Source organism: Promicromonospora sp. NPDC060204 (assembly GCF_042728455.1).
Lineage (GTDB): Bacteria > Actinomycetota > Actinomycetes > Actinomycetales > Cellulomonadaceae > Promicromonospora.
In genome coordinates this window covers 21,915-34,760 of sequence record NZ_JBHWZO010000031.1, presented here as the reverse complement: position 1 = coordinate 34,760, position 12,846 = coordinate 21,915, and the positions used below count along the sequence as shown (strand labels likewise).

Below are 12,846 nucleotides of genomic sequence, written 5' to 3'. Positions count from 1 at the left end.
GGTTCCCTCGGCGGCACGGGACCGGTTGAATACGTTCCGACATGACTACGTACTACACGTCCGACCTGCACTTCGGACATCTCAACATCATCCGCTTCTGCGACCGCCCGTTCCCCGGCGTCGGGGCCATGGACGCCCGCCTCGTGCAGCTCTGGAACGAGACGGTCACCGAGGACGACACCGTGTGGGTGCTGGGCGACGTCGCCCTCGGCGCCCTCGACGAGTCGCTCGCCAACATCGGGAAGCTCGCGGGGCGCAAGATCCTCGTGCCCGGCAACCACGACCGGTGCTGGGAGGGCGACCGCGCGCTGCGCAAGGGCGAGCCGGAGGCGCGCGAGCGGCGTCGGACGAAGGAGCGCGAGCGCTACCTGGCCGCCGGCTTCGCCGAGATCCACGACCGGCCCGAGCCCGTCACCGCCGACGGCCAGACCTTCGAGCTGTCCCACTTCCCCTTCGAGGGCGACTCGCACGGCGCGGACCGGTTCGTCGAGTACCGGCTCGCGGACCGGGGCGGCTGGGTGGTGCACGGCCACGTGCACGACACCTGGCGGCAGCGCGGGCGGCAGATCAACGTCGGCGTCGACGCGTGGGGCGGGCAGCCGGTCGCGGCCGGCACGATCGCGGGCCTGATGGCGGACGGGCCGCGCGACCTGGAGCCGCTGGCCTGGGCGTGACGCGGCGGGCCGGACATGACAAGAGCGCACGTTCGCAGGTGATGAACGTGCGCTCAGGCGTCAGGTGCGTGGGGCCGCAGGTTCGCGGGACACGCACTGCGTCAGCGGATACGCCAGGGCGTCGTCCGCGACGCGGGGGTCATGCGGATACGAGAGACTCCGCGTCGCGGTGTTCCCGGTCGAACTTGTACGACTCGATCTCCGCGGCGCTGAACATCAGGTCTGCACCGACCATGTGATAGTCGATCTCACCGGCCTCGAGAAGGTCGATGACGTGCAGCTTCGAGACTCCCAGCAACCGCGCGGCTTCGAGCGTGGTGAGGTCCTCGTGCGGATTGGCGGCTTCGGCTTCCAATGTGATCTCGTTCACACAGCCAGTCTTGCGCGTTCCGGTACCCGGAGTCCAGTCGAATCGGTGCGAGTTTCGATATCGGCCGATGATTCTTTTCTCCCGTCGGGGCAGGGTCGCGATAATTCCTCACGCACAACGGGGGAACATGTGAAAGCAAGTGCCCGGAAGTTGTGACACGATTAGCGGCATTCGGCCGGTCCCGACGTGCGACTCGGCGTTTTGTTGTCAAATGGCGGATCGAAACGATCCATTCGTGCGCGAGGGGGATGGATGGCTGCGCCGTCCGCAGTGCCCGTACTGAATCCTGCGGACAGCAGCAGGCAGCCGGATCTCCAGGAAATTCTTGATATCAACCGCGCCGCCTACGATCTACTCGCCGGAACATACAAGGGCACAACCGACACGCGCCAAGAGAACGCCAAGAAGTGGCTCTCCAAACGATTGCCGGAGATCACCGGACCCGAGCAGCCGACGGCTCTCGACGTCGGCTGTGCGGACGGCACCCACTCCCGCGTGCTGTCCATGCTCGGGTACAGCGTGACGGGGGTGGACTTCTCGGCGCCGATGGTCTCCGCCGCGCGCGAGCTCATGTCCGACCCCACCCTGCCGAACAAGCCGTCGATCCTGCACGGCGAGTTCCTGGCCGGCCGCTACGCCGACGAGGACGGCGCGACCGCCTCGCTCGACGGCAGGCGCTTCCACCTGGTGCTGGCCACGGCCTTCGTCCACCTCTTCCCACCCGAGGCCGACCACGACGCCGTGCGCAAGGTGCTCGGGCACGTCGCCCCGGGCGGCACGGCCCTGATCTCGACGACAGCCGAAGAGGTGGACAGCGGCGGCCTGGAGGTCAAGGTCGGGGCGGACGGGCAGGGCGCCACCCGCTGGCGGAACAACTACACCTACCGGACCTTCGTCTGGCTCGTCGGCGAGGCCGCCCGTGAGGTCTACGGCGCGAAGGTCCCGGTGCAACCCTGGGTCATCGTGGACCCGGACTCCCCGGGCAAGCTCTGGGTCGACGTCGTGGTGACCCGGCCCGCCTGATCACGCGCCCTGCTCACGCACCCTGGACCCCCCGGTACACGGCGGTCCGCAGCTCGACGGCGTACGGGTCGAGCGCGGGCATCCCGAGCCCGGCCGCGGCCGCGATCTCGCCCTCGACGTCGTAGGGCACGCGGACGAACTGCAGCCCGAACGGCGCCTGGGCGGGCTCGTCCACGACCCCCTCGAGGATCGCGTAGCAGGGCACGGGCTCGTCCAGGGGGTTGCCGACGCTGCCCACGTTGAACAGGGTGCGGCCGTGCGCCACCTCGACGAACGTGTCGTGGATGTCGCCGTAGCCGACCATCGACGGCTGCGCCCCGCCGCCGGTCATCGGCGTGTTGGCGAACATCCCGTCGAACTCCGCGGCCGTGTGGTGGGCGCGCACGCGCACGTGCGGGCTCGTCGCGGAGGCGTGGAAGAGCCTGATGCGGCGGCCGCTGATCAGGAGATCGTGGCTGAGCGGCAGCGCCCGGAGCCAGTCGCGCTGGTCCTGGCGCAGCTCGTCGCGCCACCAGATCATCTCCAGCGACGACTCGTCGCCCCACACCGGCAGGAGATCGTCCCAGTTGCCCCGGATGTTGACGTCGCACGCCTTGTCGCACCGGTCGACGACCTCGCTCCCCCGTGGCCCCTTGCCCACGAGGTCACCCAGGTTGATGACCCGCTCGATCCCGCGTGACTCGATGTCGTCGAGCACCGCGTCGAGGGCAGTGAGGTTGCCATGGACGTCACTGATCAGGGCAATTCGCTCTAAAGGCACGCTTTGGATCGTCCCACATCCCGCCTCTGCGTCACGCGCTTTCCAGGCGGTATCCGAGCAGGCGGTCGATCTCGCGGAGAGCGTTCGACACATAGGACCCACCACCGCGCGGCCCCTCGAACCCGGACGCCACCAGGCGAACCCATGCTGGCCGGCGACCAAAGACATGGAATTCGAGATACCCCCTGGCGTGATCGGTCCACGGGTCGGCGATGGTCGCGCTGTGCTGCACCCACGACCGATAGGTGTGCACGTGAACGGCCCCCTCGGACCCACTCCCGTCGAACCTTTCGGAAAGCGACCGGAGCTTGGCACAGGACCGCTCCACCCGCGTGAGAAACACGTCCTCGGCGTAATAGGTGTCGACCAGCTCCTGAACCTGGGCGTGTGCGCGCAGCCAAACGGGATCGACCATCACGAAGTCCACCCGCACCCCGCGCCGGACGGCCTCCAGGATGCGGTCCTCGTCCATCGAGATCCCGGTCAGCCCCACCCCGAGGCAGAGGACGCGCTCCTCGGCGACACCCCAGACCTCGTAGGTGTCGCCCTCGCGGCTGTAGTCGGTGCCGACCGCCTCGATCCCCCGCATCCGACGCCGCTCCGCCTCCAGCCGGCGCGACGACTCGACCACCTCTCGGTACACCCAGAGCGGCGCCACCACCAGCACCACCGCCGTCATGCAGTAGACGATGACCTGGGCCGCCCGATCGGGAACGACGTCGGGCACGAAGGTCAGCGCGAGGTTGGAGGCGACGCCGAGCACCACGACGACCAGGCCGCCCCGGGCCCAGGCCCCGGTACCGGTCACCGCACCGCCCCCGGACGCCCGCCCTCCTCGCCCAGCACCATGCCCTCGTCGCCCGGCCCCAGGGCCGGCGGCCGGCGCTGAGCCGGCACCGGGTGCCCCACCGCGAGCGCGAGCGAGTGCAGCACGTGCTGCAGGATCGGCGGGTTCAGGTCGTCCTCGCCGTCGTACTGCTTGAGCCCGATGCCGAGCCGTTCGATGGACTTGCGGTACAGGTGGAACTCCACGTAGCCGGACGCCTCGGGCGTGCCGGGGTCCCGGATCGAGCCGCTGTACTGCACGGTGGTCCGGTAGGTGTGGATGTTCAGCTGGCCCCCTCCGGCCTCGTTGATCTGCCGGGCGAGGCCCTCCAGCCGGTCGTGCGCCTGGAGCACCTGGCCGATGAACGCCTCGTCCCGGTCGTAGTAGCTGTCGATCGTCGCGGCGATGGCGGGGTGGTCCACGAGCCACTCGGGGTCGACCTTGATGACGTCGACGTCCACGCCGCGGTTGACCATCGCCCAGATCAGGTTGGGGTCGCGCGCGACGCTCGTCATGCCGAAGCCGAACACGACGACCTGGCGGCGCGCCGTCCGCCAGATGTCGAGCGACGCGTTCCGGTGCTCGCGGTCCGCGCTGACCCACTCGATGCCGCGGTACTGGCGCAGCTCGTCGACCAGCCGGGCACGCTCCTGCTCGGCCTCGCGCTGCACGCGCTGGCGTGCGGCGAAGGTCTGCTCGAACAGGTAGACGACCGCGATCACTCCCGTCGCCACGGCCGTGGACCAGACGATCGCCACCGTCACGCGGTGCGGCATCACGTCAGGAATGAACGTGAGAGCGAGGTTCGACATCGCGCCGAGCGCGACGACCAGCAGACTTCCCCGTGCCCAGTTCTGCATGTGGACCACCCCCAGGGCTCGCGCACAACGACCTGGTCCTTGTGACACAAGGCTAAGGCAACAAATTGGTCAAGTCTACATAATTACGAAACATCAGTTTCGCACAGCCCGCGTCCGGTACGACCGGGCCACCCCTACGCCGCGACCAGTCCCCCGAGCTCCAGCGCCTCGGCCCTCGCCCGCCGCGCCTCGTCGAACCGCTCCTGGTCGTGGAGTGCGAGCGCCAGCGTCCGCAGCGCCTCCACCAGCCGCGGCCGGTACTTCGCGGCGTTCTCGGCCAGCAGCTCCCGCAGCAGCGCGACGGCCTCGCGCACCAGCTCGACCGCCTCGTCACCCAGCCGGAGGACGGCGAGGAGCGCGCCCAGGTTGCTCAGCGACTGGGCGAGCCGGGCCCGGTACCGGTGCGGGTCGGCGTCGGCCAGGCCGCGCCACGTCCTGGTCGCCTCGTGCTCCGCGTCGAGCGCCTCCTGCGACCGGTGCAGCCGGGAGTGGGTGACGCCCAGGGCGGACAGCGCCTCGGCGAGCTCGGGGACGTACCGCCCCGGGTCCTCGGCCGCGAGGCGCCGCAGCACCTCGACGGCCTCCTGCTGGAGCCCGCGTCCCTCCTCCCACCGGCCGGCGTCGGAGAGCCGGGCGCCCAGCGCCCGGAGGGAGCGGGCGAGGTCCGCCAGGTAGCGCCCCGGGTTCTCCTGGGCGGTCCGCCGCCGGACCGCGACGGCGTCCACGAGGTGCGCCGTCGCCTCCTCGGTCCGCCCCTGCGCGGTCAGCGCGGCCCCGAGCACCTCCAGCGCGTCGCCGAGGCCGGGCAGGTGCTCGTCCGGGGCGGCCGCGACCAGGCGGCGCAGGAGCTCCAGCGCCTCCTCGGCGGGGGCCGGCGCCTCCGCGCCGCGGCCCAGCTCCAGCAGCCGGCGCGCGACGTCGGTGAGCGCGCGGGCCAGGGGCGCGGCGCACCGCTCGGGGCCGCGGCGGGCGAGCTCGCGCCACAGCGCGGCCGCCGTACGGCTCGGCCCGAGCGCGACCAGCGGCTGCCCCAGCTCGGCGCGGATCGCCGCCGCAGCCGTCTCTGCCGCGGCCAGGTCGAACGCGACCGCGTCCGGATGGGCGGTCGCGACGAGGCGGAGCAGGGACCCGGCCTCCTCCTGGCAGGGCAGCGCGTCGCCCGGGCGGCCCTGGGCCGCGCAGGTGGCGCCGAGGTGCGCCAGCACGGCGGCCAGCCGCGGCCCGTACCGCTGCGGGTCGGCCTGGGCCTGATCGCGGAGCAGGGCGACCGCCTCCCGCTCGTACGGTTCGGCGTCGGCGGCCCGGCCCACGTCACCCAGCGCGAGACCGGCGTCGGCCAGGGCCTCGGCGCGGCGGGCGACGTCGTCGCGTCCGGTGGCGGCGAGCGTGCGCAGCGCGACCTCGGCGCGCAGCTCGCCGAGCGTGAGCGACGGGCGCGGGAGCACGCCCGTGACGGTGCGCAGCGTGTCGGCGTCCGCGGGGAGCGCGGCGACCGCCGCGCCGAGCAGGTCGAGGGCTGCGTCCAGGTCGCCGGCGCGTCCGTCGAGGCGGTCCACGGCCATCCCGGCCGTGCGCAGCGCCGCCCGGCGCGCCGCGGGCGTACCGGCCCCGGCCAGGCACGCACCGAGCAGCGCCGGAACGTCCGTGAGCTCGGCCAGCAGGTGGGGGTCCACCAGGCGGGCCGGCAGCGCGCGGTGCGGATCCAGGTCGAGCAGCCAGCGGCCGACGTCGTGCTCCGCGCCCGGCCGCACGCCCGGCAGGACGGCGGCGACGCGGCGCACGAGGCGCTCGGCCGCGTCCGCCGTCCGCACGCCGGTGAGGGTGGCCGCGGCCACGAGACCGTCCAGGGCCTCGGGCAGCAGGCCCGCCTCGCCCAGCAGCCCGGCCTCCTCGGCGGAGCGGTACCAGGTCCAGCGCTCGTGCTCCAGCAGCTCGTCGAGCGCGTCGGACACGTCGACGGGCAGCGCACCCCGGGGCCCCCGCGATCCGTGCGCCTGCGCGCGCAGGACGGCGCACAGTGCGGCCGCCTGCAGGTCGAGCATCCGGGCGCCGCCCGGCACCGAGGCCACCGAGACCTGCGGCGCGGGCAGTCCCAGGGCATCCGCGTACGGCTCGACGAAGGCCGCCACGACCCGCGCGTCCACCTGCCCGGGCAGCACCGCGGCCGGGAGGCCCTCCCGGGCCCGGCCCGCCTCCAGCAGCGCCCGGACCGCCAGGCCGGTCGCCGCGAGCCGGTCGAACCACGGGCCAGCGGCCCGCGCGACCAGCACGATCCGCAGCGCGCCGTTGCGGCCCTTGGCGGCGTCGGCCAGGAGGTCGGCGAGCGCCGGCCCGCGGGCGTCGGCGTCGTCGACCAGCAGGAGGGCCGGGGCGCCATCGGGGACGGCGGCCAGGGCGCGCGGCTCGGCGCCGTCGGGAACGTTCAGACAGGTCCAGCCGGCGCGGGCCATGTGCTGGGCGAGCTCGCGGGCGAGGCGGGTCTTGCCCACCCCGCCCGGGCCGGTGACCAGCCGGACCCCCACGGGTTCGGGGCTGGTGCACCACACGACGAGCGAGGCGTGCTCGGCGCGCCGGCCGACGAACGGCACGACGTGTCGGTCCGGCGCGAGCAGCCGTCCGGGCGACATCGTGTGCGCGAGCGCCGTACGGCGACGTGACGACAACGTGGACACACCGTCAGTGAACCCCAATCCCACGCGAAGCGGTTATCACACCGAAATGGGCGGCCAAGGGTCATCTCATGGTGTGTGTCATGGTGTGCGGCGCAGCCGCTCCTGCTCCTCGGCGAGGATGGTGCGCGACAGCGTGGCCTCGGACGACGCGGCCTCCGCCGGCGCCGCGACGTCGACCGCGGACGGGGACGCGTCGGTGATCTCGGACTGCCGGGCGAACTCCTCGAACAGGGCCGACTTGGACCCGAGGATCTCCATCATCCGCTGGTCCACGGACTGCTCGACCAGGAGCCGGTGCACCTGGACGGTGCGGGTCTGGCCCATGCGGTGGGCGCGCGCGACGGCCTGCGCCTCGATGGTCGGCTTGACCTGCGGCTCGCAGAAGATGACGACGCTCGCGGCCTGCACGTTGAGCCCGACTCCGCCGGCGGTGATCTGGCTGACCAGCACCGACGGCCCGCCCGGCGCGGACAGCGCGTCCACCATGGTCTGCCGCTCCGCCACGGGCACGGATCCGGTCAGGGGACCGATCGCGAGATCGCCGAGCAGGTCCGTCACCTGCTCCAGGACCGACAGGAAGTAGGAGAACACGATGACGCGGCGGCCGGCGTCGACGGCCTCGGTGACGAGCTCGCGCAGGCGGACCAGCTTGGCCGAGTCGTCGGCCGCGGACACGGCGAACGCGGCGCGGCGCATCTTCATGAAGTTCCCGGCGAGCACGGCGTCGCGGTAGGCGGCGCCGTCGACGGGGCCGAACTGCTCCCACTCCTCGACCTGCACCATCTCGGGCAGCTCGGTGAGCACGTCCTCCTGGTTGCGGCGCAGGTAGGCGGGCGCGACGATCCGGCGGAACGCCTTGGCGCCGGACAGCCCGGCGTTGGGGTCGAGCTGGCCCGCCACCTCCGGCTGCAGGTAGCCCACCATGTTCTTGAACTCGGCGACCTTGTTCTCCATAGGCGTGCCGGACAGGAACAGGACGCGGTCGGAGCGGTCGGCCCACCGGCGCACCTCGCGGCCGCGCAGCGTCTCGGGGTTCTTCACGTAGTGCGCCTCGTCCACGACCATGAGCGCGGGCCGCAGGTCGTAGGGCAGGTCGAGCCGGCCGAGCACCTCGAAGGTGGTGACGGCGACGCCGCCGTCCGTGAGCCAGCCCTCCGCCGCCCGCTCCCGGTCGGTGCCGTGCAGCACCACGGCGGTCAGGTCGGAGTGCTGCTCCACCTCGCGCTTCCAGTTGGTCACCACGCTCGCGGGGCAGACCACCAGCACGTGCGTGCCGCCGGTGGCCATCAGGTGCGCGGCCACCGCGATGGACTGCATGGTCTTGCCCAGCCCCATCTCGTCGCCGAGGATCGTGCGCCGCTGCACCAGCGCGTACTTCGCCCCGAACTGCTGGTAGCCGCGCAGGTTGGCCCGCAGCAGGGTCCGGTCCAGGGGTTGCGCCTCGACGCGCCGCACGACATCGGCGGGCAGGCCGCCCTCCGCGGCCTCGTGGTCGTCGCCCAGGTCCACGACCTGCGAGAGCAGCCCGTAGTACTCGGCGGACCGCGCCTCGAAGTCGGCCCACACCTCGCCGCCCTCCGGCGGCTGCCCGACGGCGGCGCGCACCGCGCGCGCGTCGTCGGTCAGGCGGGCGGCCTCCACCTGCTCGGCGAGCGCCGAGACGGCCGCGAGGGCGCCGGCCTTCCGGTCGGCGGGCGCGACGAGCCGGCGCCAGACGCTGGTGGCGAGCCGGGCGGGTTCGAGGTGCGCGGGGACGACGTCGGCCACGCGGCGCGCCTCGTCGAGGTGCCGGTGCCGGGCGTCGGTGGCCAGGCCGAACGCGTACAGGGACTGGACCAGCACGGTGGCGTACGGGTCGTCGGGGTCGACGTCGATGCGGAAGCGCAGGTCGGCGTCGACCTCGTCGGCGAGCTCGCGGGCGGCGGACGTGGCGAGCTTCGCGGTGCCCGCGCCGATCCCGGCCTCCACCAGCCGGTCGGTCCCCGCGACGAGCACCTGGGTGACGTGCTTGAAGCCGGCCTTCTCCAGGACGGCGACGCGCAGCTTCTTGCGCCGCTCCTCCAGCGCCGTGACGGGGACGGTGCGCAGGTCGGCGTGGACGCGCACCTCGCGGGTCGCCGTGTACGCGTCGCGCACCCGCTCGCGCAGGCCGAGGTCGGCGGTGGTGAGCAGCCGGGCGTCGTCGAGCAGGGACTCGGCCCGCTCCAGGACGCGGCGGGCCGCGCGCGCCTTCCACGGCCGCGGCGGGCCGACGGCGGGGGCTGGTGCTGGGCTGGGGAGGGTCGTCTGCTCGGTCATGGCGCTGCGAGCGTACCCGGATGGTCTGACATGCCCCATTTACGACGGGTCTATGTTGGGGGGCATGACCCACGAGCAGAGCAAGTTCGGCGGGACGCCCGTCACCACGGTCGAGGAGCTCCGCGAGATCATCCCGCCGCCGCTCGGCGCGGCGGCGGGCAAGGTCCGCCCGGCCCTGCACGAGCTCGACCGGCAGTGGCTCGAGGCCGCGCCGCTGTGCCTGGTCGCGACGTCGGACGCCGCGGGCAACCTCGACGTCTCCCCCAAGGGCGACCCGGCCGGGTCGCTGGTGCGGGTGCTGGACGACCACACGATCGCGATCCCCGAGCGTCCCGGCAACCGGCGCACCGACGGCTTCCTGAACGTGCTGGCCAACCCGCACGTGGGGCTGATCTTCGTAATCCCCGGCCGCGGGGACACGCTGCGCGTGAACGGGCGAGCCCGCCTCGTGCGCGACGCGCCCTACCTCGCCGATCTCCAGGTGCGCCGCAACGTGCCGGTGCTCGCGCTGGAGGTGGACGTCGACGAGGTGTTCCACCACTGCTCCAAGGCGTTCCTGCGCTCGAAGACCTGGGACCCCGAGACGTGGGGGCAGGAGTCGGTGCCGCGCCGCGCGGTCATCTCGCGGACCCTGGAGCGCAAGGACGCCAGCATCGAGGAGCTCGACGCGTACTACGGCCCCAGGTACGCCGAGACCATCTACGGCTGAGCAGGCCTGCCGGGGCGGGCCTGCCGGGGCTGGCCTGGCCGGGCCGGGGTGAACTTCGCGGCTCTGGTTGGCAGCCCCCGGGCACGGAGAGACGATGCGAGCATGTCTGCGCCTCCTCCGGAACAGCCCGCACCCGGCCCCGTCCCGCCGCGGCCCGTGCCCGGCGGGGGTCAGCCGTACCCCCCGCCACGACCGCGGCGGACCGGCCCCAAGGTGCTCACGTTCAGCGCGATCGGCGTCCTGCTGGTGGGCGTGATCGTGGCCGTCGTGGGGTTCGCGGGGGCCGCCCGGGGCATCGTCGAGCTGGTACCCACGGACCTCGTCACCAGCGAGGGGACGGCCGGCAGCGACGCGATCGCCCTGGGGCCGTCCACCACGCCCGTGACCTTCGACGTCCAGGAGCGGGGCGCCTACCTCGTCCTCGAGGTCGCGCAGGACTCGTCGGCCAGCCTGCCCACCTCGTCGGTGGGCGCCCAGGGACCGAGCGGCCCGGTGCGCATCAGCCGGCCGAACCAGTCCGGTTCCCTGGAGGTCAACGGCTGGACGGTGCACCCCGTCGGGGTGCTGGTCCCCGACGAGGAGGGTACGCACGCGATCGTCGTCGACCCGCAGGTGGCGACCGACGACGTCGGCATCGCCGTGAGCGGCCCGTTCAACGCCGATAGCGTGGCCGGGATCGGCGGCAGCGGGCTCGTCCTCCTGATCGGCCTCCTGATCGGCGGGCTCGGCTTCCTGCTCCTGATCGGCGGCATCATCTGGTGGGCGCTCGCCAAGAAGTAGGTCACGCCTGCTCGTCCGGCCCCTGCTCGTCCGGCCCCTGCTCGTCAGGACCCTGCTCGTCCAGACCGAGCATCGCCCGGACCGGGGCCACACCCGCGAGCATGACGTCGGGCCGGTGCAGGTCCGGCCGCGCCGCCCACATCTCGCGGGTCATCCGGTAGCGGTTCTCCGTGGCCGGCGCGCCCTGCCGGTCCACGAGCGCGACGCCGTTCGGCGCGTAGCCGAGCGACCGCGTCACGCCGTTGGACTCCGGGTTGTCGTCGAACGCCTCGGTCGTGGCGACGGCGGCGTCGAACCCTTCGAACAGCAGGTGCAGCGCCAGCAGCCGCATGCGCTTGCCGATGCCCTGGCCGTGGTGGGCCAGGCCGAGCCACGAGCCGGTTCCGGCGGAGCGCGTCGCGGCGAACGCCTTGGCGCCCACGCCCTGCACGCCGACGGGCTCGCCGTCGCGGAACACCCCGAGCTCGAACCCCCAGGCCTCGGGCGACACCTTGCCGCGCGACGCCCAGTGGAACTGCAGGAAGCCGCGCCGCACCTCGTCCGGCTCGCCGAGGTTCCACGGGATGAGGAACGGCTTGCGCTCGGGCGGGTGAACACCCGCCGCGGCGACGTCGGCCAGGCGGACGAGCTCGGCGTCGTCGGGCAGGCGCAGCTCGAGGTCGTCGCTGGTGACCCGGAGCCCGAACGGCGGGAAGGCGGTGGCGAGATCCATCGCCCGACCGTTCCAGGTCCCGCCGGACGGGGGCAACCTGAAATCGGGACCCCACCCCGGCCGGCCGCGAGGGCACCGACCGCGCACCACAGGCCGACGAGGCCGACGAGGCCGACGAGGCCGACGAGGCCGACGAGGCCGACGAGCAATCGCACCCTTCAGCGTGTCGCGGAAGCCGACGGCGTGTCGCGGGCGGGGGCAAGCCACACGCGGACGAGGGGTGTCGGCTGCGGTGAACTTCGGCTGCCGGGACCCCGACAAATCTGCCTCAGCCGAACAGTCCACCCAAGCCGAATTCGTCGGGGCCGAGACGAACGGAGTTCACCGCAGCCGACACCCCTCACCCGGGCGTGCCTTGCCCCTGGGCACGCTCACCCCCGGCCTCCGTACCCGCAGCCTCCAACCACGCGGCCTCCTCACCCGCGCCCTCCGACCCCGCGGCCTCCGACCGCAAAGCATCAGACCAGTTGCTCGCGCTCGAGTCCGGCCTCGCGCGAACCGGGTCCCGGAAGGCCCTGTTTCGGAGGAAGGCCCGGCGGACCTGTGGACAGGCTCCGCGAGCGCCCGCCGCCGGGCAGGCTGGTCGCATGGCACGCACCAACTACGACCCGCTGGACCGCCACCCGATCTTCGACGGCACCCTCGACCCCGACCTCGACGACGACGCCACCGCCCCCGTCGTCGCGCCGCGACGGGCTCCGACCCTGTACCTCGACGGCCTGGCGCTGGTGTGCGCGGCGGCCGTCCGGTTCGAGGCCGCGCGGCGTGGCCTGAGCCAGCGGCAGATCGCCGCCGAGGTCGGGCTGTCGCGGGCCGCCGTGTCCGAGCGGTTCCGGGGCCGGACCGCCTGGACGCTGGACCAGGTCGGCGTGCTGGCCCGGCTCTTCGGGTGCGAGGTCGCCGTGCTGGTCACCGAGCCGCGCAAGCCGGTGCGGGAGCTCGCCGGGAACTACGCCTGAGCCCCGCCTGCTCCCCGCTCATGCGAGCCGCCCGGTCCAGCCGCTCACGCCAGCCGCCCGGCCCAGCCGCTCACGCCAACCGCTGGGTCCGGCCGCTCACGCCAACCGCTGGGTCCGGCCGCTCACGCCAGCCGCTCGGTCCCGCCGCTCGGTCCCGCGGCTGGGCCCGGCCGCTCGCTCCAGCCGCTGGGCCCGGCCGCTCA

General features: G+C 73.3%; 12 protein-coding genes. 5 read left to right on the top strand and 7 right to left on the bottom strand.

The genetic code is table 11. The features are described from left to right. Positions 1-41 precede the first annotated feature (41 nt). On the top strand, positions 42-674 hold the full coding sequence (locus ACFWEJ_RS06640) for a metallophosphoesterase (RefSeq protein ID WP_377228406.1): 633 nt from the start codon (positions 42-44) through the stop codon (positions 672-674). 139 nt (positions 675-813) lie between these two features. Here the strand turns inward: ACFWEJ_RS06640 and ACFWEJ_RS06635 are convergent, their stop codons facing one another. Then, positions 814-1,044: a helix-turn-helix domain-containing protein gene (locus tag ACFWEJ_RS06635; protein ID WP_377228405.1), complete on the bottom strand. Its 231-nt coding sequence runs from the start codon at positions 1,042-1,044 to the stop codon at positions 814-816. A 252-nt stretch (positions 1,045-1,296) separates the two neighbouring features. On the opposite strand from ACFWEJ_RS06635, the gene ACFWEJ_RS06630 reads away from it, so the two are divergent. Further along, the gene (locus tag ACFWEJ_RS06630) at positions 1,297-2,067 is read left to right on the top strand and encodes a class I SAM-dependent methyltransferase (protein WP_377228404.1); all 771 of its coding nucleotides are present in this window, start codon (positions 1,297-1,299) and stop codon (positions 2,065-2,067) included. 13 nt (positions 2,068-2,080) lie between these two features. Here ACFWEJ_RS06630 and ACFWEJ_RS06625 read toward each other — a convergent pair whose 3' ends face one another. The 5 genes from ACFWEJ_RS06625 to ACFWEJ_RS06605 form a co-directional block, all read right to left on the bottom strand. Further along, complete coding sequence (locus ACFWEJ_RS06625) at positions 2,081-2,827, bottom strand: metallophosphoesterase family protein (RefSeq protein WP_377228403.1); 747 nt, start codon at positions 2,825-2,827, stop codon at positions 2,081-2,083. 31 nt (positions 2,828-2,858) lie between these two features. Beyond that, a complete protein-coding gene (locus ACFWEJ_RS06620; protein ID WP_377228402.1) occupies positions 2,859-3,635 on the bottom strand; it encodes a hypothetical protein in 777 nt (258 codons plus the stop codon). Then, positions 3,632-4,513, bottom strand: a complete 882-nt coding sequence (locus ACFWEJ_RS06615) for a hypothetical protein (protein ID WP_377228401.1) — start codon at positions 4,511-4,513, stop codon at positions 3,632-3,634. The genes ACFWEJ_RS06620 and ACFWEJ_RS06615 overlap by 4 nt, the downstream gene beginning before the upstream one ends. 134 nt (positions 4,514-4,647) lie before the next feature. Next, positions 4,648-7,185 (bottom strand): tetratricopeptide repeat protein, encoded by a 2,538-nt coding sequence (locus ACFWEJ_RS06610; protein WP_377228400.1) that lies wholly within the window; start codon positions 7,183-7,185, stop codon positions 4,648-4,650. 78 nt (positions 7,186-7,263) lie between these two features. Further along, on the bottom strand, positions 7,264-9,483 hold the full coding sequence (locus tag ACFWEJ_RS06605) for a DEAD/DEAH box helicase (protein WP_377228399.1): 2,220 nt from the start codon (positions 9,481-9,483) through the stop codon (positions 7,264-7,266). 64 nt (positions 9,484-9,547) lie between these two features. Here ACFWEJ_RS06605 and ACFWEJ_RS06600 point away from each other — a divergent pair, with 64 nt between their 5' ends. Further along, entirely contained in the window at positions 9,548-10,192 is a 645-nt protein-coding gene (locus ACFWEJ_RS06600; RefSeq protein ID WP_377228398.1) for an MSMEG_1061 family FMN-dependent PPOX-type flavoprotein, read from the top strand. A 102-nt stretch (positions 10,193-10,294) separates the two neighbouring features. Continuing rightward, positions 10,295-10,972, top strand: a complete 678-nt coding sequence (locus tag ACFWEJ_RS06595) for a hypothetical protein (RefSeq protein ID WP_377228397.1) — start codon at positions 10,295-10,297, stop codon at positions 10,970-10,972. A 1-nt stretch (position 10,973) separates the two neighbouring features. Here the strand turns inward: ACFWEJ_RS06595 and ACFWEJ_RS06590 are convergent, their stop codons facing one another. Then, complete coding sequence (locus tag ACFWEJ_RS06590) at positions 10,974-11,684, bottom strand: GNAT family N-acetyltransferase (protein WP_377228396.1); 711 nt, start codon at positions 11,682-11,684, stop codon at positions 10,974-10,976. A 587-nt stretch (positions 11,685-12,271) separates the two neighbouring features. On the opposite strand from ACFWEJ_RS06590, the gene ACFWEJ_RS06585 reads away from it, so the two are divergent. After that, positions 12,272-12,643 carry a helix-turn-helix domain-containing protein gene (locus tag ACFWEJ_RS06585; RefSeq protein ID WP_377228395.1) on the top strand — a complete coding sequence of 124 codons (372 nt, stop codon included), beginning with the start codon at positions 12,272-12,274 and terminating at the stop codon, positions 12,641-12,643. Positions 12,644-12,846: the final 203 nt, after the last annotated feature.

What these genes read in the sequence shown, in the direction of transcription:
- ACFWEJ_RS06590 (WP_377228396.1), bottom strand. Translation starts at nt 11,684, where the DNA reads ATGGATCTCGCCACCGCCTTCCCGCCGTTCGGGCTCCGGGTCACCAGC.
- ACFWEJ_RS06595 (WP_377228397.1), top strand. Translation starts at nt 10,295, where the DNA reads ATGTCTGCGCCTCCTCCGGAACAGCCCGCACCCGGCCCCGTCCCGCCG.
- ACFWEJ_RS06615 (WP_377228401.1), bottom strand. Translation starts at nt 4,513, where the DNA reads ATGCAGAACTGGGCACGGGGAAGTCTGCTGGTCGTCGCGCTCGGCGCG.
- ACFWEJ_RS06600 (WP_377228398.1), top strand. Translation starts at nt 9,548, where the DNA reads ATGACCCACGAGCAGAGCAAGTTCGGCGGGACGCCCGTCACCACGGTC.
- ACFWEJ_RS06605 (WP_377228399.1), bottom strand. Translation starts at nt 9,483, where the DNA reads ATGACCGAGCAGACGACCCTCCCCAGCCCAGCACCAGCCCCCGCCGTC.
- ACFWEJ_RS06640 (WP_377228406.1), top strand. Translation starts at nt 42, where the DNA reads ATGACTACGTACTACACGTCCGACCTGCACTTCGGACATCTCAACATC.
- ACFWEJ_RS06585 (WP_377228395.1), top strand. Translation starts at nt 12,272, where the DNA reads ATGGCACGCACCAACTACGACCCGCTGGACCGCCACCCGATCTTCGAC.
- ACFWEJ_RS06630 (WP_377228404.1), top strand. Translation starts at nt 1,297, where the DNA reads ATGGCTGCGCCGTCCGCAGTGCCCGTACTGAATCCTGCGGACAGCAGC.